Origin of the sequence: Edaphobacter dinghuensis (assembly GCF_014640335.1) — a bacterium.
GTDB lineage: Bacteria > Acidobacteriota > Terriglobia > Terriglobales > Acidobacteriaceae > Edaphobacter > Edaphobacter dinghuensis.
Map to the genome: position 1 here is coordinate 1043046 of NZ_BMGT01000002.1, position 18806 is coordinate 1061851.

Annotated in this window: 16 protein-coding genes; 8 read left to right on the forward strand and 8 right to left on the reverse strand. The window is 57.9% G+C overall.

Going from position 1 to position 18806, the window contains the following annotated elements:
* The first annotated feature begins 156 nt into the window (after positions 1–156).
* From IEW09_RS09945 to IEW09_RS09955, 3 genes are all read left to right on the forward strand, one after another.
* Complete coding sequence (locus IEW09_RS09945; RefSeq protein WP_188553989.1) at positions 157–1476, forward strand: Gfo/Idh/MocA family protein; 1320 nt, start codon at positions 157–159, stop codon at positions 1474–1476.
* Between the two features lie 127 nt (positions 1477–1603).
* Positions 1604–2215 carry a TetR/AcrR family transcriptional regulator gene (locus IEW09_RS09950; RefSeq protein WP_188553990.1) on the forward strand — a complete coding sequence of 204 codons (612 nt, stop codon included), beginning with the start codon at positions 1604–1606 and terminating at the stop codon, positions 2213–2215.
* A gap of 85 nt (positions 2216–2300) precedes the next feature.
* Positions 2301–3914, forward strand: coding sequence for a DHA2 family efflux MFS transporter permease subunit (locus IEW09_RS09955; RefSeq protein ID WP_229739219.1), 1614 nt, complete (start codon positions 2301–2303; stop codon positions 3912–3914).
* Between the two features lie 26 nt (positions 3915–3940).
* On the opposite strand, the gene IEW09_RS09960 is transcribed toward IEW09_RS09955, so the two are convergent.
* A complete protein-coding gene (locus IEW09_RS09960; RefSeq protein ID WP_188553991.1) occupies positions 3941–5683 on the reverse strand; it encodes a hypothetical protein in 1743 nt (580 codons plus the stop codon).
* Entirely contained in the window at positions 5676–6440 is a 765-nt protein-coding gene (locus tag IEW09_RS09965) for an ABC transporter ATP-binding protein (protein WP_188553992.1), read from the reverse strand. Before IEW09_RS09965 ends, IEW09_RS09960 begins: the two co-directional genes overlap by 8 nt.
* A gap of 177 nt (positions 6441–6617) precedes the next feature.
* On the opposite strand from IEW09_RS09965, the gene IEW09_RS09970 reads away from it, so the two are divergent.
* The 5 genes from IEW09_RS09970 (at position 6618) to IEW09_RS09990 (ending at position 10919) form a co-directional block, all read left to right on the forward strand.
* Positions 6618–7874: a competence/damage-inducible protein A gene (locus tag IEW09_RS09970; protein ID WP_188553993.1), complete on the forward strand. Its 1257-nt coding sequence runs from the start codon at positions 6618–6620 to the stop codon at positions 7872–7874.
* A gap of 51 nt (positions 7875–7925) precedes the next feature.
* Positions 7926–8537, forward strand: coding sequence for a glycerol-3-phosphate 1-O-acyltransferase PlsY (plsY, locus tag IEW09_RS09975; protein ID WP_188553994.1), 612 nt, complete (start codon positions 7926–7928; stop codon positions 8535–8537).
* Positions 8534–9526: an NAD(P)H-dependent glycerol-3-phosphate dehydrogenase gene (locus tag IEW09_RS09980; RefSeq protein ID WP_188553995.1), complete on the forward strand. Its 993-nt coding sequence runs from the start codon at positions 8534–8536 to the stop codon at positions 9524–9526. Before plsY ends, IEW09_RS09980 begins: the two co-directional genes overlap by 4 nt.
* A 59-nt stretch (positions 9527–9585) precedes the next feature.
* The gene (locus IEW09_RS09985; RefSeq protein ID WP_188553996.1) at positions 9586–9867 is read left to right on the forward strand and encodes a hypothetical protein; all 282 of its coding nucleotides are present in this window, start codon (positions 9586–9588) and stop codon (positions 9865–9867) included.
* Positions 9868–9983: 116 nt separating this feature from the next.
* Entirely contained in the window at positions 9984–10919 is a 936-nt protein-coding gene (locus IEW09_RS09990; RefSeq protein ID WP_188553997.1) for a YXWGXW repeat-containing protein, read from the forward strand.
* Positions 10920–10984: 65 nt separating this feature from the next.
* Here the strand turns inward: IEW09_RS09990 and murG are convergent, their stop codons facing one another.
* The 6 genes from murG to IEW09_RS10020 form a co-directional block, all read right to left on the reverse strand.
* Positions 10985–12103, reverse strand: a complete 1119-nt coding sequence (gene murG, locus IEW09_RS09995; RefSeq protein WP_229739220.1) for an undecaprenyldiphospho-muramoylpentapeptide beta-N-acetylglucosaminyltransferase — start codon at positions 12101–12103, stop codon at positions 10985–10987.
* Entirely contained in the window at positions 12090–13181 is a 1092-nt protein-coding gene (ftsW, locus tag IEW09_RS10000; RefSeq protein WP_188553998.1) for a putative lipid II flippase FtsW, read from the reverse strand. Before ftsW ends, murG begins: the two co-directional genes overlap by 14 nt.
* A gap of 57 nt (positions 13182–13238) precedes the next feature.
* Entirely contained in the window at positions 13239–14594 is a 1356-nt protein-coding gene (gene murD, locus IEW09_RS10005; RefSeq protein ID WP_188553999.1) for a UDP-N-acetylmuramoyl-L-alanine--D-glutamate ligase, read from the reverse strand.
* Positions 14595–14613: 19 nt separating this feature from the next.
* Entirely contained in the window at positions 14614–15750 is a 1137-nt protein-coding gene (gene mraY / locus IEW09_RS10010; protein ID WP_188554000.1) for a phospho-N-acetylmuramoyl-pentapeptide-transferase, read from the reverse strand.
* A gap of 160 nt (positions 15751–15910) precedes the next feature.
* A complete protein-coding gene (locus tag IEW09_RS10015; protein WP_188554001.1) occupies positions 15911–17287 on the reverse strand; it encodes a UDP-N-acetylmuramoyl-tripeptide--D-alanyl-D-alanine ligase in 1377 nt (458 codons plus the stop codon).
* Positions 17284–18780 (reverse strand): UDP-N-acetylmuramoyl-L-alanyl-D-glutamate--2,6-diaminopimelate ligase, encoded by a 1497-nt coding sequence (locus tag IEW09_RS10020; RefSeq protein WP_188554002.1) that lies wholly within the window; start codon positions 18778–18780, stop codon positions 17284–17286. The genes IEW09_RS10015 and IEW09_RS10020 overlap by 4 nt, the downstream gene beginning before the upstream one ends.
* Between the last annotated feature and the right edge of the window lie 26 nt (positions 18781–18806).

The following is an 18806-nucleotide window of genomic DNA, read 5'->3' on the forward strand; positions in this document are numbered from 1 at the left end:
CGACTTCTCCGACAAAGGTCTTGAAAATCAATACGACTTGGGTCAATTTGTTTTTACTTTGAACCAAGCACCCTCGCTCGTGTAAAGTTATCCCGCGACCGAAGGGCGCCTAAACGGCCATCGTCTGCTATCAGTAATAACTCCCAAGGAGGAGATGTGATCTCTCGACGTGAATTTCTCGACAGTCTTGCAGTAGGAGCAGCGGGCCTCGCTGTAAGCTCTACCGCAAAAAGCTATGCTCAGATTCTCGGTGCTAACGACCGGCTTAATTTTGCCGTAATCGGCCTTCATAGCCGCGCTTACGCTCACCTTGCTTCGCTCAAGGCAAACGAGAAGCACGCAAGGATTACCCACGTCTGCGACGTCGATAGCAACACCCTCAAGAAGTTCGCAGGGGCCGTCCAGCAGAAGTTTGGCGATGCACCTATCGCTGATAAAGACTTCCGCAAGACCCTCGCCTCCAAAGACGTGGACGCCATCACCATCGCCACGCCCGATCACTGGCACACTCCCATGGCCATCCTCGGACTTCAGGCCGGCAAACACGTTTACGTCGAGAAGCCTTGCAGCCACAATCCCGCCGAAGGCGCGCTGCTCGTCGAGGCCCAGCGCAAGTATGGCAAAAAAGTCCAGATGGGCACACAACGACGCTCTTCCCCCATCTACATCGATGTCGTCCAGAAGATCCACGAGGGTCTCGTCGGCCGCGCCTATTACGGCAAAGCCTGGTACAGCAACACCCGCAAGTCCATCGGTGTAGGCAAGCCCGCGCCCGTTCCCGCAGTTCTCGATTGGGATCTTTGGCAGGGCCCCGCGCCGCGCCAGCCCTACAAGGACAACGTTCAACCCTACAACTGGCACTGGTTCAAGATCTGGGGCACAGGCGAGGCCCTCAACAACGGAACCCATGAAGTGGACGTATGTCGCTGGGCGCTCGGAGTCGACCTTCCCAACCGCATCACCGCGGCAGGTGGACGTTATCAGTTCAAGGACGACTGGCAGTTCTACGACACCCTCGACACCAGCTTCGAATACGATGACAAGCTGATCTCCTGGCAGGACCAAAGCTGCAACGGCATGAAGCTCTACAATCGCGACCGTGGCGCGGTCATCGTCGGCACCACCGGCAGCGTCATCCTCGATCCCGCAGGCTATGAGGTCTATGACCTCAACGGCAAGAAGATCAACGAGGTCGCAGAAGGCAAGGCAGCCGCCTCGTCCGATCTCACCGGGGCCGACCACATGACCGACCTTCACTTCGCCAACTTCATCGCCGCCATCCGCACCGGAGAAAAGCTCAATCAGCCTATCGACTCCGGCAACATCTCCGTCACCATGCTGCAACTCTCCAACATTGCGTGGGAGATGAAGCGCGAACTGCACCTCAACCCGCAGAACGGCCACATCCTCAACGACCCTGAAGCGATGAAGCTATGGGGCCGCGAGTACGAAAAGGGCTGGGCTCCGCACCTCTAACCGGCGACAACGGCGCGGTCGCACTCAGCGACCGTGCCGCTTTATTTCTCCTTGTGCTAAAATTTAGAGACCGTTTGGTTCTAAATCGAACGTCATCGTCACTGGAGTTCAGCTCCAAGGATTTTGAATGAGTAAAGGCGAAGAAACTCGGCTGCGCATCGTCGCTGAGGCCGCCCCGCTCTTCAATCAGCGCGGCTATGAGGGCTGCTCCATTCAGGACATCATGGACGCCACCGGCCTTGAAAAAGGCGGGATCTATCGCCACTTTGAAAGCAAGGAAGAGCTCGCGGCGGAGGCATTCGACTTTGCCTGGGCATTGGCCTTCAGCAAGCGCAGGCAAAATCTCGACTCCATTCGCAATCCAATCGATCGCTTGAAGCAGCACGTTGCAAACTTCGTCTTGCGCTCTACCTTCCCCGGTGGCTGCCCTCTTCTCAATACAGCAATTGACTCCGATAACGGCAATCCCATTCTGAGAGAAAAGGTCCGTAAAGCCCTTCGCGACTGGCAAACCATGCTCCAGGACATCCTCAAAGAAGGAATTCGCGAAGGATGCATCCGGCAAGATATAGATATCAATAAAGTTGCCAGCATTATCGTGGGCGGACTCGAAGGTGGCATGCTGATCAGCCGCATCGAACGCAACGATCAGGCCTTACACGCCACACTGGAGCACCTCGACGCATATATCGAATCTCAGCTCCGACGAACCTCCAAAACCTCACAAAAAAATCGCTAATTTATTCACGCATCCTTGTGCCTCCTCTTGCCTCTAATAGAGACCGATTGGTTTCTTTTATCTCAACTCTGCGTGAGAGGCAATCTTGGCAACCCTTACACTCCCGGCTCCCCCTCAGATAGCCACCAAGCGCGCCATCAACCCTTGGGTGATTGCTCTCACGGTCACCCTGGCAACCTTCATGGAGTTGCTCGACACCTCCATTGCAAACGTCTCGCTGCCTTACATTGCAGGCGGACTGGGTCGCAGCTTCGACGAGGTGACGTGGATTCTCACGACGTATCTTGTCGCCAACGCCGTCATCCTTCCCATGAGTGCATGGCTTAGCCGCGTCTTCGGTCGCAAGAACTATTACATGGCCTGCGTCGCTCTCTTCACAATCACTTCTCTTTTCTGCGGCATCGCTCCCACGCTCGGCGTCATGCTCGTCAGCCGCGTACTTCAGGGTATCGGCGGAGGCGGACTGGCGCCGGTCGAACAAGCCATCCTCGTGGATACCTTCCCTCCAGCACAGCGCGCCTCTGCCTTCGCGCTCTATACGGTTGCCATCGTTACTGCTCCTGCCATCGGTCCCGTCCTTGGAGGTTGGATCACCGACAACTTCAACTGGCGCTGGGTCTTCTTCATTAATATTCCCATCGGCGCGCTCTCACTCTTTCTTACCAGCCGCTTCGTCCACGATCCCCCCTCATTTGCGGAGGAGCGCAAATCAGCGCGTCGCAGCGGCAAGCTTCGCATCGACACGCTTGGCATCATCCTGATCGGCATAGGCTCCGCCGCACTCGAAATTGTGCTCGACCGCGGCCAGATCGACGATTGGTTCGGCAGCAACTTCATCGCATGGACGTTCGTTATTGCGCTGATCTGCTGGTCAATCGCCATCTATTGGGAGCTGCAGCACGATGACCCAATCATCGACCTCCATCTGCTCGCCAATCGAAACTTCCTGATCGCTTCTACCCTCTACTTCATCTTTGGCTTCGGACTCTTCGCCAGTACCACCATGATTCCGCAGGTGCTGCAATCACTCTACGGATACCGCGCCATCGATGCCGGCCTCGTCCTCGGACCAGGAGCCTTTGTCATCACGCTGCTCGCTCCCGTAGGCGCTCAATTGATACAACGCGGCATCATTCATCCGCGTGTCCTGGTTGCCATCAGCCTTGTGACCGTATCTGCCTCGATGCTTTACTACAGCGGCTTTACTTTGCAGACAGACTACAGTCACTACGCACTGGCACGCGCCTTTCAAGGCCTCGGCTATGCCTTCTTCTTCGTTCCTGTCAGCGTCATCGCATACTCGCAACTCAAGCCCAATCAAAACAACCGGGCATCGAGTCTCACCAATCTCTTTCGCAATTGGGGCGGCAGTTTTGGAATCGCCTTCATCACTACCGTCAGCGAACGCAGACAAAACTTTCATCAATCCGTGATGGGTGCGAATCTTACTCCCAGTTCTCCGGGGCTACAGGAATACGTTCACAGGACAGCGGCCTATCTCGCCCAGCATGGTTATTCGCAAGCAGACTCTGTGAAGGCGGCGTACCTCTATTACTACTCTCAGCTTGAACAGCAGACTCGACTACTGGGCTTCATGGACTGCTTCCGTGTTATCGGCTGGATAACTTTGGCGATGGTGCCGCTCGTCTTCCTCATCCGCCACTTCCATGTCAGCGGCAAACCCTCCGGCGGCCACTAAACCGACCGCAGAGGTTTGCCTATCCTTCAAAGAGATTTCGGGGAAGCACCTGCAACATTCGAACGTGTAAGTGGCGCTCCCATATTGCGCAGCAGATTCAGACTAAATAGCTCAGGCGGATACTCTTCTTCAAAGATCAGCCCTTCGACCGATGCCGCCGAAGCTGTGGTGCGCCACCGCGCACATGCCGCTATCAATATGAGCAAAATGGCGATGCCAATGAAATCGAGAGGCCTACTCAGGATTCGCATCTCGAATCGTGCAGCGACAAGTGGCACCCACACGAGAAGGCAACCCCAGAACACGACGTGCACCTTTGATTGACCCGGCAGATAAGAACACGTGAATGGAAGTTTGTGAAAGCCGTACAAGCTAAGCTCGACAACGATCATTCCCACCAGTGCGAGCAAAAAGAGATGGCCGACGATCCGCCATGTCGGCCAGCGAAGAAGAAACAGAATGGCCATCAACAGCCACGCCGGTATCGCAGCCAGCACGAAGAATGCTCGCCGGATGGCCGATAGATAGGCGGTTGCACCACGAATCTCGGTTATACGAAAGATCCAGTTTGCCCGCAGCGTAAGCGGCATGGAGATCACAAGCCTGACTCCCATAATCGCAAAACACATGATCCAGATGCTGGCTACGAGAAACGTGGCATTGACTGCATCCCCGGCAGTTCCGTGCAGCAGCTTCAATACCCTGAGGGATGTTCCTAAATACGCCAGTACGATGGCGAATGTAGCGCCTAGATAAAAGGAGAGCAGCATCCGATGTTGCCTGCTGCGCAGCAGCGTCCGGACGCTGAACAGCACGACCGCAGTTTGCAGCAATGTTCCGAATCGCAGAGGCAAGTTGACTCGTCTGCCCCCTGGCGCGATGTCGGGTGTTTCGATAATCTTGCCCATCACGCGGAAATACGCGAGGAGAACAGATATCGCGCCGACGACAGTCGCAACCGCTATCCCAACCCATGCTCGCCTCGCCAGTGGCGCAAACGCGGGCAGCATCGATCCGTTGAGTTGCTGAAACAATCCCAAAAACCAATAGGATGGCAGCCACGCAAGCAGCCGCTGGTTCTCCGGCGCAACCAGGGCTTTAGGCGCTTCTAATGAAGGCTCGATGATGTAGACGGTAGTGAAGAGAAAGAATAAGAACACCTGTAATAGCGCGGACAAGCGCAGAAATTGCGCGCGCGGCAGTAGCTGTGAGGTAATCCCCTGTATCCCCAAAACACAGCCGAATACAAATGTTGCTGCCAGCAACATCGTCGCCCAATAGGCGACCAGCGAGTGGAGCATACCGAGGTATCCACCACCGTTGGTCGCAGAAAACATCTTCGGCCAGACAAGACCCGAGATGCAGTTTAGAGAAAGCACCGAGAGGCTCAGCGCCGCGATCAACGCTGATAATTTTGCCCGAAACAGCGTGCTCACACGCACAGGCAACGGAGCCAATACCAGCACATCGCCGCGGTCGGGAAAGATGGATTCCCAGCACAGCACCGAGAACAGGCCGACCACCAGCATCGTAGTCGCAATCAGAAAGTGCTCCATCACCCAAAGGAAGTCTGGCGAAAATCTTCCGCCGGCAAAGATCAACCAAAAGGTAAATAGATAGCTGATTCCAGCAAACAGCGCCGCAAATTGACCGAGCAGTCTTGTAGTATCCGCATCGGCCGACAACAATTCCAAATCGACCACACGCAGCAGAAACGCCTTATAAAGTATGCGGAATTGGCGCTTCTCGATATTGACGGGCTTATGCATAAATAAGGTCCGCAATCTGCTTTGAAATTGCTTCTGTATTTTGTTCGACTGCAAGCTGCGAGAAGATTCCCTCAAGCGTCGGCAGCGACATCAGCGCCCGCAGCCGCTCAATCGAATCGTCGGCCACAATTTTGCCGCGATGCAGAATCACAATATGCGAAGAGATCTTCTCCACCGTCTCCAACTCATGCGAGCTGAAGAGCACGACCTTCCCTCGCCGCGCAAGCTCCTCAATCAAGCTACGCAGGATCAGCGAAGAACCAACATCGAGTCCGGAGAAAGGTTCATCCAGCAGGATAAGATCAGGATTATGCAGCAGTGCCGCCGCCAGCAATATCTTCTGCCGCATGCCCTTCGAGTACGCCGAAATCCCTACGTGCCGGTCATCGTAGAGCGCAAACAACCGCAACAACCCATCAATCCGTTCGGTTGCGAGCTTCCGCGCAAGATTACGCAGTTGCGCAACCATTACCAGGTATTCAGCCCCGCTCAGATGCGTATACAGATAAGGCTCTTCCGGCACATACCCCATTCGCTGCTTGTAGGCCATCAGGTCGGCATGAATCGGCCTGCCGTCAAAGAGTATCGAGCCCGAGTTCGTCGCAATCAGGCCTGTAATCATCTTCATCGTGGTGGATTTGCCGGAGCCATTTGGGCCGAGATAGCCCGTCACCTCTCCAGGCCGCGCACAAAAGCTTACGTTCTCGACGGCTGGAATACTGGAGTAATGCTTGGAGACGTTTCGGATTTCGAGCATAGGAAGCACCTGCACCCTATGTAGTTCAATACTTATTAGATTGTCAAGCAGATTTACCAACAGGCTCTTCTACCCATCAGCAATCTATCTCCCACTGCGATCAAAACGGCGCAAACGTTGCCGGAAACCGCTAACATCCCAAGAGAGGGTCATTTCCAGACTTCATTCATCCAAATTATGATCGCTGAAATCATCGCCGTCGGCTCCGAGATGCTCACGCCCCACCGACAGGACACGAATTCCCTATACCTTACCGCCGGACTCAATGACCTCGGCGTCGAGATGGCCTTTAAAACCATCGTCGGCGACAACCTCCGCCATCTCATTCAGGCTGCAAAGATCGCCATCGAGCGCGCAGACGTCATCGTCTTTTCGGGCGGCCTCGGCCCTACCGAAGACGACCTCACCCGCGAAGCCGCCGCCGCTGCGCTTGGCATCGAGTTGCACCCTGATCCAGCCATCCTTACCGCGCTGTATAAACGATTCGCTGCGCGGCAGATGATCATGCCGCCCAACAACGCCAAGCAAGCCGACGTTCTGGATGAAGCCGTCCTGCTAGAAAATAAAAACGGCAGCGCTCCCGGCCAATACCTCGATACGGTCGTCAACGGGCATCGCAAGATCGTCATTCTTCTACCCGGCCCACCCAGCGAACTGAAGCCTCTCTTTGACGATGCCGTGAAGCCGCGTCTCGCCTCTGCTCTTCCCCCGCGTTACCTTGCGCGACGAATGCTGCGCATGGCACTGATACCGGAGTCGCAGGTAGACGCCCGTACTGCTCCTATCTACAAGCAATATCCGGACGTCGAGACCACCATCCTCGCCGGCAACGCTGAGATTCAGCTCCACTTCCTCTCCGCCAAACCAACGCTCGCAGAAGCTCAGGCACGCGTAGACGAGCTTACCGGGAAGATTGAGCACGAGATGGACGATGCCATCTTCTCCTCGCACGGAGAAAGCCTCGAAGAGGTTGTGCTCCTGATGCTGGGCATGAGACATCTCACGCTCGCCACTGCGGAGAGCTGCACCGGCGGTCTGCTGGCTCAGCGCCTGACTGCCGTGCCGAACAGCTCGAGCGCCTTTATCGGCGGCACTGTCGTCTACACTGCCGAACTCAAAACCTCCTTAGCCGGTGTGGCCAAAGAAACCATCGACAGCAAAGGAACAGTCAGCGAAGAGGTGGCCCACGAACTCGCAGAGGGCATCCGCGCGCGTACTGGCGCCTCTATCGGCATCTCCATCACGGGCCTTGCCGGACCAGCAGGCGGGGCCTCCGGTCCCGACGCAGAGAAACCGGTTGGCCGCATCTATATTGGCCTGGCCGACGGTCGCCAGACCACAGTGAAGGAGCTTAATCTGATGGGCAATCGGGAACGCATCCGTTACTGGGCCGCACAGCAAGCTCTGGAGCTCATTCGCCGCCACTTGCTTTAAATGTGCCAAACTATTTCATAACAATCACTTGGTAAACTCATCAAGAACACTATGATTCCGTGGCTCCTCTCCATCTCGCTGGCCTATCTCCTCGGCTCCATTCCGTTTGGCTATGTTCTGGTGAAGATCTTCCGCAAACAGGACATTCGCGCTACCGGAAGCGGCAATATCGGGGCCACAAATGTAGCTCGTTCCGGGGCAAAGGGTCTCGCTATCGCTACGCTTCTGTTGGACCTGGGCAAAGCCTTTGTCGCAGTCAAGATTGCACAGCACATCCTGCCCGGCAACTATGATCTCGCCGTCGCCGCTGCCGTCGCCGCCATCCTCGGCCACGTCTTTCCCATCTGGCTGCGCTTTCACGGAGGCAAGGGAGTAGCCAGCGCTCTCGGCGTCTTCCTCGCGTTAAGCTGGCCCAGCGCCCTCGCTGCGCTCGCCGTCTTTGTCGTCATCTTCGCGCTGACGCGCTATGTCTCGCTGGCTTCTATTATTGCGGCAGCAGCTTTTCCGGCCTTCGGCTTGTATTTTGTTCCAACCAGAACGCCCATCGTTGTGGGTGGTTTCTTCTTCATTCCCTTGCTCATCATCGTCAAGCACCATCAGAACATTCGCCGCCTGATCTCCGGCACGGAGAATCGCTTCGGCTCTCCAAAGGTGACAGCATGAGCCGCATTGCAATCCTTGGCGCGGGCGCCTGGGGCACAGCCCTTGCCCTTTCGCTTGCCCGACGCGGCGGCCACGAGATCGTTCTCTGGTCGCACTCCGCTCCGCTGGCAGAGCAGCTTAACGATGTAGGAGAAAATCTTCCCTATCTCCCCGGCTTCACCCTTCCCGCCGACATTCTGGTCACCTCCGACCTCCCCGGCGCCATCTTCGAAGCCGATATCCTGCTCTGCGTCACCCCTTCGCAATATCTTCGCGGCGTCATCAGCCACATCGCTCCTCTGCTCACCCGTGACCAGATCATCGTCATCGCATCCAAGGGACTCGAAGAGGCCACCTTCCTGCGCATGTCACAGGTCGTTGCCTCCGTCACCAACAATCCCTGCGCCGTTCTCAGCGGACCCTCCTTCGCGCAGGAGGTAGCTCTCGGCTATCCCACCGCCATCGTCGCTGCTGCCTCCACCTCCGCACTCGCGCAGATTATTCAGCGTGAGTTTTCTTCGCCGACGCTCCGCATCTACACCAACGACGACGTCACTGGCGTCGAGCTGGGCGGCGCCCTGAAGAATGTCATCGCGCTCTCCTCCGGCGTCGTCCACGGCCTCAATCTGGGTCACAACTCTGCCGCCGGCCTCATCACCCGCGGTATCGCCGAGATCACCCGTCTCTCTGTAGCCTGCGGTGGCCGCCGCCAGACGCTCGCCGGCCTCTCCGGAGTCGGCGACCTTATCCTCACCTGCACCGGAAATCTCTCCCGCAATCGCTCTGTCGGAATCGAGCTGGGAAAAGGCCGTCATCTGCCGGAGATTCTCGCGGGGCTGAACGGCAAGGTGGCCGAAGGCGTTCAGAGCACCGTAGCCGCACTCGGCCTGGCTGCCCGCTACGGGGTCGAAATGCCGATTACCGAACAGATGGACGCTATTCTTCATCACAATAAATCGCCCAAAGATGCCATTCGAGACCTGATGGCTCGTCCCGGGCGCGACGAATAGCCGCAAAATCCTCCCATCCCGAATATCCCCGATATGCCGGAATTGCATCTTATTTACACATGAGCGCACAGAAGGTTCCTGACGCGGATAGTCATATCTCACCAGACGCCGTCAGTTTTCTGCATGTTGTCATCTATGCAGGCATATTCCTTGTGATCGGGCTTATCGCAGCCTTTGTCATCATCAAGGGAGTAGGGAAGCATATGGTTCCTGGCAAGCACGATCCGCACCCAACCTCACAGTTCCTGCTCCCGGCTGCGAAGCGCCCCGCTCTGGCAGCTCTAAATCTCACTGAATCAGCATTCACATTTCCGCAACAAAACCTCAGAACCCGTGTTTAGTTAGAGTGAGAGTTGGACTTGGGCAACCGGTCAGGCTGGCACTCAAACCTGCTCTTCTCGAACTCCGGCGTATCTGGCACGGCCGGGCAAAACGAAGAAGAGTGGGAAGGTAGATCATGAAGATTACACGTCTCGTCAAAAACTCGATCGGCACTATCGCACTGGCAGGAGCGCTCCTCTTTGCTGCTCCCCGCCCGGCCCACGCAAGAGTCTTTGTCTCTGTTGCAATTGCTCCCCCAGCGATTCCTGTGTACGCGCAGCCTCCCATCCCCGGCGATGGCTACATCTGGACTCCCGGCTATTGGGCCTGGACCGATGATGGCTACGTATGGGTCGATGGAGCCTGGGTTGAGCCTCCCTACGTAGGCGCACTCTGGACCCCCGGATACTGGGGCTGGGGCAATGGCGGCTACTTCTGGAACGCTGGATACTGGGGCCCGACAATCGGCTACTACGGCGGCATTAACTACGGCTTCGGATACTTCGGCGTCGGCTTCTGCGGCGGATATTGGGGCCACGGCCATTTCTGGTACAACCGCGGTTACAACAACTTCGGTGGTCGCCACTTCGGAAATATCTATGACCGCCCGGTACACGGCTTCAACGGTCGTCCCGGAGGCGCCAGCTTTACGAGAAATGTAGGAGCTCGTAACTTCGCCGGCAATCGCGGCGCGTCCATCGGTGGCCGCAACTATGGCAACCGTAGCTTTGCTGACAACCGTAGCTTCGCCAACGGACGCAGCAGCTTCAACGGCGGCAATCGCAGCGCCTATAACGTGAATAACCGGCAGGCCTTCAACAGCAGCAGCCGTCAATCGTTCAACGGCGCACGCAGCTTCTCTCAAGGCTCACGCAGCTACGCCCAGCCAAGCCAGCAGCGAAGCTACGGCGGGCAGAGCCGCAGCTTCGCCAGCGCTCCCCGCGGCAACTATGGCGGCGGAGGCAGCTTCCATGGTGGTGGCGGAGGCGGAGGTTTCCACGGCGGAGGAGGCGGCGGTGGTGGCTTCCACGGCGGTGGCGGCGGTGGTCACGGCGGTGGTGGCCATCGGTAACAATCAGGCAAAACGGGCTGAAGAGCAACTCTTCAGCCCGTTTCCTTTTGCGAACAATCCATCAGTCATAGGCGCTTCGCCAATTGCAGCACCATCTCTCCAATCGACTTCACCGCCGCAGGATGCGCCAACGCCCGTGCACTCTCCGCCATCTCCTGCCGTCGTGAATCATCTGCCAGCAGTTGCTGCAACACCTGCAATAAACGCTCCTCGTTCAGCGAGGACTCGACGATCATCTCCGCTGCCCCTGCAGCGACAAATGCATCGGCATTCTTCCGCTGATGGTCGTCAGCCGCCTGAGGAAACGGCACCAGAACAGAAGCCCTGCCCGCCGCCGCAAGCTCCGCAATCGTGCTCGCACCGCTGCGGCAAAGGATCAGGTCCGCCGCCGCAAACTGCGCTGCCATGTCATCCAGATAAGGCGTCACCGTGACCCGCTCAAAACCAATCCCCAGATCACGGTATATAGCGAGCGTTGTCTCCCCATGCCGGCCGCCGGTCTGATGTACCACATCGAGCGTCGGGAAGGCGTCCAGAAGCCGCGTCATCGCCCTCGGCATCAGTTCGTTGAATACGCGAGCACCCTGACTGGCCCCGAATACCAGCAGCCTCTTGCTCTCGCCCTGCTCTTTTTTGCCAATCGCAAAAAACTCAGGCCGTACCGGTGTTCCTGTGACCTGTGCCCTGCGAAAATAACGGCGCGTCTCCTCGAAGTTCACCGCAGCCGCCGTCACCAGCCGCCCCACCAGACGGTTCGCCAGCCCCGGAACGGCGTTCGGCTCAAACGCCAGTGTCGGCACCCGCAGCAAAATCGCCGCCATCATCGCCGGGCCGGAGGCATAGCCACCCACTCCCACAACAACATCCGGCTTAAAGTTCCGCAGAAGCCCAACGCAGCGCCCCACGCCTAACGGAAGATCCATCAGCGTACGCAACCGAGTAGCCACGCTGACATTTTTCAATTGCCCAACATGAATCAGTTCGAGTGGAAATCCCGCCTCCGGCACCAGCCGCGTCTCCAGCCCTCGCGCCGTCCCTACAAAACGAACCTCAGCACCAGTGGTATCCCGTAGCTCCCGCGCAATCGCCAGCGCCGGAATCACATGACCGCCAGTTCCTCCCCCCGCTATCAGAACCCGTAGCCCCACGCTCTTCGCCGCTTGCCCCACGTCAGTCGATCTCACGAGTTACGTTCAGCAGAACGCCCATACATGCCATCGTGACAAACAACGACGTTCCTCCGAACGAGATAAAGGGCAGCGTGATTCCCTTCGTCGGCAGCAGTGCAACCACGACGCTCATGTTGAAGAACGCCTGAATCAGGATCGCCGAGGTAATCCCAAAGGCGAGAAACCTCGCAAAGGGATCAGTCGAAAGAAACGCCGCCCGCAGGCCGCGATAGCCGAGAAACACAAACATCGCGACTACAGCCACAGCGCCAATCAATCCAAGCTCTTCGCAGATATTCGCAAAGATGAAGTCCGTATGCGGCTCCGGCAGGTAGAACAGCTTCTGCCGTCCTTCCATCAATCCAAGCCCGCGAATTCCCCCCGTACCAACGGCAATCAGAGACTGCAGAATATGGAACCCTGTCCCTCTAGGGTCGGCCTCGGGATTCACAAAGGCCAACATGCGCGCACGCCGCCAGGGCACACGAAACAGCATGTAATAAAGCACAGGAGAGGCACACGCCAGCGCGATCCCGATGTAGCGCACCTGCAATCCCGCAAGGTAAAGCATCAGCATGGTGACCGCGGCACACACAATCGCTGTCCCCAAATCAGGTTCTTTGAGGATGAGCGCAATGAACAGCAACGGCGGCAGCGCGGCCCGCAGCACGGTCCCTCGCCAGTCATCCATCTTGTGCATCCGCGTCTGCAAAAAGTACGCAAGAAACAAAATCAGCACAGGAGTCGCCAGCTCCGAAGGCTGAAAGCTGAATGCTCCGAAGCGAAACCAGCGATGCGTGTTATGAGAGTCGCGGCTGGCAAAGACCGCCATCAGCAACAGCATCGTCCCCGCAACCAACGGAAAGACCACCCTGGGATTGTTATAGTGGCGATAGTCGACCCGCATCAGCAGCACCAGCGCCACCATGCCAAACCCGGCCCAGATCGACTGCCGAATCATGAAGTAATACGCCGAGCCGAACTGCGACTTGGCCATCACCGCGGACGCGGAAAACACCATCACCAGCCCAAACAGCACCAGCAGCAGCACCACTCCGAAGAGCCACTTGTCCACTCCTACTCTCTTCGCCATTCCGTCCGCTTCCTGCCCGCTGTCGCTGTGATTGATCCTGCTGTTGCCGTGATTGATTTAGCTCAATTCGTTGACTAACTGCCGAAAAACCTGTCCCCGATGCTCGTAGTTTTCGAACTGGTCAAAGCTCGAGCAAGCCGGAGCCAGCAGAACCACGTCCCCAGCCACAGCACCCTTCGACGCCTCGGCCACGGCAGCCTGCATCGTCTCCGCTGAAACTATCTTCACCACTCCCTGCAACTGCCGCTCAATCTTTTCGGCGGCTGAACCAATCGTATAAACAATCTTCACCCGCTCCTTCAAAAGATCGGCCATCGCACCGTAGTCGGAGTTCTTGTCCTTGCCGCCAAGAATCAGATGAATGCCGCCAGCAAACGAGGCCACCGCCTTCATCGCCGCATCCACATTCGTCGCCTTCGAATCGTTATAGAACTCCACACCGCGCAGCAGCCGCACAAACTCCAGCCGATGCTCCACGCCTTTGAACTCCGCAACCGAAGCCCGAATCTTCTCCGCCGAAATCCCCGCCAGCCGCGCTGCACAAACCGCCGCCAGCACGTTCTCAACGTTATGCGCGCCCTTTAGCCGAATCTCCGCCACCGGCATCACCGGCTCAGGCTTGTCACCCTCTTTCGCAACAAAGAAGATGCTCTCGCCATGGACAAAGGCCCCCTGCTTGACTGGCCGCCGCGGACTGAACCAGTAGATCTGTGCCCGTGTCTTCGCCGCCACCATCTGCGTCGGCTTGTCTTCTCCGTTCAGAACCAGAAAATCACTCGCCTCCTGCCGCTCCGTAATCCGCGCCTTCGCCGCAGCATAGTTCTCAAAGCTGCCATGGCGATCCAGATGGTCTGGCGTGATGTTCAACACTACCGAGATCCACGGATGAAACTCCTCAATCGTCTCCAGTTGAAAGCTCGAAACCTCCAGCACGCTCACCGTATCCGCTGTGCTCTTCGCCACCAGATCGATCACCGGCAAGCCGATATTGCCGCCCACCAGCGTCGACATGCCACCATCTTCAAATATCTTGCCCAGCAGAGTCGTCGTAGTCGTCTTCCCGTTCGATCCCGTAATCGCCACAACTTTGCCTTGCAGAAATCGGCTGGCCAGCTCCAGCTCCCCAATCACCGGCAGGCCAAACGCCTTCACCTGCTTCACCTCGGGAGTATCCATCGGCACTCCCGGCGACACCACAATCAAATCCTGCCGCCGAAAGGTCAGCAACCCATGCCCACCCGACTCGACCATAATCCCCGCATCCAGCAGCGCAGGAATCTCCTTCGCCAGCGCCTCCGCGCTGCGCGTGTCGCTCACCGTCACCTGCGCGCCCTGCGCCCGCAAAAACAGCGCAGACGACAGCCCACTCTTCCCCAACCCCACCACCAACACCCGTTTATTCTTCAGTTCCATAACTTTTCCAATCTCTCAATCAGCGGAGCTTCAAAGTCGTCAAAGCAAACAGAGCAAACACCAGCGCCATAATCCAAAACCGCGCAATCACCTTCGACTCCGACCACCCCATCAACTCAAAGTGATGATGCAGCGGAGCCATCTTGAAGATGCGTTTCCCATTGCGCAGCTTATAGCTCCCAACCTGGAGCATCACGCTCACTGCCTCCAGAATAAACACCCCGCCGATAAATGGCAGCAGCAGCTCCTGCTTGATGACCACAGCCACCGTACCGATCGCCCCACCCAGCGCAAGGCTACCCACGTCCCCCATAAAGATCTCCGCCGGATGAGCGTTATACCAGAGGAAGCCGATACTCGCGCCCACCATCGCCCCGCAAAACACCGTCAACTCGCTCACCAGCGGCATCCGCTGCAACTCCAGATAATCGGCAAAAACAACATGCCCACTCACATAGGTCAGCACCGTCAGCGCACCCGCCGCAATAATCGTGCAGCCAATCGCCAGCCCGTCGAGACCATCAGTAAGATTCACCGCATTGCTCGAACCCGCAATCACAATCATCACAAAGACAACAAAACCCGCATACCCCAGCCACCACACATGGGGCATATGCAACAGGCTGTCGATCACAAGGTCCGGACGAAACCGCTTCGCAAACGGCACCATCAACCGAGTCGAATAGTTTCCATGCGTCTCCAGCCCCACCAGCGCCACAGCCACACCGCCGCTCACCAGAAGCTGCAATCCCAGCTTCGCCCGCGCCGTCAGTCCCTGGTTCCTGCGATGCACTACCTTGATGTAGTCATCCGCAAATCCTATTGCGCCAAAGGCCAGCGTCGACAGCATCACCAGCCACACCAGCGGGTTCGACAGATCCGACCACAGCAGCGTCGGCACCAGCACCGAGATCAGAATCAGCACACCGCCCATCGTCGGCGTTCCGCTCTTCTTCTGGTGCGACTGCGGCCCCTCTTCGCGGATGTACTGCCCAATCTGAAACTCGCGCAGCTTCTCAATCACATACGGCCCAATCAGCAGGCCGATCAGCAACGCCGTCAGGCTCGCGAATACCGTACGAAACGTGAGGTAGCGAAAGATACGAAAGAGACGAAAATAAGGAAATAACTTCTGATAGAGCAGCCAATAGAGCAAAACGTCTCCGCCTTCAAACCACAGTCAATTCGCGGCCGCGTGGCTCCCGCCGCAAACTCATCGCTATCTTAACAGGCGTACGCCCACTCGCCACGCGGCATTTTCCTCCGCGAACCAAAACACATTCCGCTTCTGACACAAGCTCGCTCGCCGCGAAATCCTAAGCCAGCGCCGCAAAGGCCCGCTCCAGCTTCACTCCGCGAGAAGCCTTCAACAATACCGCATCGCCTGCACGCACGTTCTCCTGCAACCACTTACCGGCCGCATCTGCATCCGCCACATACACCGCTTCTACACCGCCCTCGCGAGCAGCCTTGACCAGAGCCTCCGCAGCGCCACGCACGCCAACCACCACGGTCACACCACGCTCCGCCATCCGCTTTCCACAAGCCGCGTGCAGCGCCTCACCCTCCGGCCCCAGCTCCAGCATCTCTCCGGCCACCACGATGTGCCGCTCGCCCGGCATAGCCATCAGCGCATCGACCATCGCATCGAGCGCCCTCGGGTTGGAGTTGTAGCAATCATTGATCAACGTTGCGCCCTGCCATTGCACCACCTCGCCGCGCTTATCCCCTGCGCGCAGCTCGCCCACCGCCGCCGCACACTCCTCAAGACCCATGCCGCACTGCAACCCTGTGGCAATTGCCGCCAGCGCATTCGGAACATTATGCCGCCCCAGCATGTGCAACTGCACACTGGCCCGCTCGCCCCCGGCCTCCACCGTAAAGACCACGCCTTCAGCTCCCACCTCAGCCACATGCACCGCGCGCACCGCGACCCCTTCGTTCAACCCGTAAAAGACCGCTCGCTCGCCCATACCCCTGCCAAACGAAGCCACATAGTTGTCGTCGAAGTTCAACACTGCTATCCCATCCGCAGGCAGCGCTTCCACCAGCTCATACTTCGCCTGCGCAATCCCGGCAATGCCATCGGGGAAAAACTCCAGATGCACCGGCCCCACATTCGAGACGACCGCCCAGTCCGGCTCCGCAATCTTCGCCAGCGCCGCAATCTCCCCCGCATGGTTCATCCCCATCTCGATGACGGCAATCTCATGCTCCCGCTCCAGCTTCAGCAACTGCAACGGCAGCCCAAACCCGTTATTCAGATTTCCCTGTGACTTCAGCACCTTGAACCGCGCCGACAAAACCTGCGCCACAGCCTCCTTCGTCGTCGTCTTTCCCGCCGACCCGGTCACGCCGATCACCCTTCCGCCCCACTGCCGCCGCACAGCATGGGCCAGCTTCTGCAACGCCAGCAACACGCAGTCCTCGCAGTCCGAGACCCGCAGCAGCTTCGTCTCATCCACCTCCGCAGGCACCACCCAACGGTTACTCACCACTGCGGCAACCGCGCCATCAGCAAGCGCCGCCTGGACATAATCATGACCATCCAATCGCTCGCCCTTTACGGCAAAAAACAGATCACCCGCACCAATCGTCCGCGAATCAATCGAGTACCCCAGCGCCTCCGCAGAGGTATCGAACTCCCCGTCCGCGTGAATCCAATCTGCAACCTGACCCAGTGTTAACTTCATGCAATCTCCTTCAAAGCCGCGGCAGCCACAGCCACATCGTCAAAGGGCACAGTTCCATCCCGCAGAACCTGCACCTTCTCATGGCCCTTGCCTGCCAGCAGCACAATGTCTCCAGCTCTCGCCGAACGGATCGCAATCTCAATCGCTCCCGCACGGTCTTCTTCTACGATGCAAGTTGTGCCTGTCGCAGTTACACCAGCCAGCGCTTCTTCGATAATCGCCATCGGCTCTTCACTACGCGGATTATCGCTGGTCAATACAACCAAATCGCTGCCTTCACCAGCAGCTTTTCCCATCCGTGGCCGTTTCGTGCGGTCCCTGTCCCCTCCACAGCCAAACAACGTAATCACACGCCCACCACGCTCCTTCACTAACTCACGGCCCAGCGCAATTAAATTGCGCAAAGCATCATCGGTATGCGCATAATCCACCACCACCGTAATGCCCGTATCGCCCGAAGGCACCACCTCAAACCGCCCCGGCACTTGAGCACCAGCAGCAGCCCCCACAGCAATCTCATCCAGCGTCAATCCACGTGCCCACGCCGCCGCACTCGCCGCCAGCAAGTTGTAGACATTCACGCGCCCCGTCAGCGGCGACCGCATCTCAACCACACCCGCAGGCGTCATCATCCGAAACCGAGTCTCCCCCGCCAGCATCTGCACCGACTCAGCACGAAACTCGCCCCATCCCTCCATCCCATACGACAACACCTGCGACTGCCCCGCAATTGCTACCAGCCTCTCGCCATAAGGATCATCCGCATTCAACACCGCAACTCGCGGCGGCGGCGCACCCACGCCTTCAAACAACCGCGTCTTCGCTGCAAAATAAGCCTCCATCGTCTCGTGATAATCCAGATGGTCCTGCGTCAGATTTGTAAAGATAGCCACATCCACAGGCAGCCCCCAAACCCGCTCCTGCTCCAGCGCATGGCTCGACATCTCCATCACTGCCTCAGTCGCACCCGCCTTCACCCCATCGGCAAAGATCGCCAGCACGTCCCGGCTCTCCGGCGTCGTATGCGGAGACACCCGCACCTCATCGCCCACATGCGTCTCAATCGTCCCAATCAGCACGCACGTCCGCCGCACACTGCGCAACATCGCCTCCAGCAGAAACGCAGTCGTCGTCTTCCCATTCGTTCCCGTCACAGCGCTCAAAGCCAGCCGACGCTCAGGATGCCCCATCACCGCCGCACTCGCCTCAGCCAGCGCTCGCCGCCCATGCTCCACCAGCGCCACACCTACCGCCGCATCGTCCCGCCGCAAACCCTCATACGCCTCACGAGAATCCGTCACCACAGCCGCCGCACCCTGCGCCACCGCCGCCTCTATATACCGATTCCCATCCGTAGCTCCACCGCGCATCGCAACAAACGCATCGCCGCGCCCCACTCGCCGCGAGTCATACTCAACGCCGGTAACCTCGACAGCAGGCGCACCCGCGCTCTCCACCACCCCAACATTGGCTATAAAGTCAGTCCACCGCATAGGCCATTCTAAAGCCGACGGCAAGC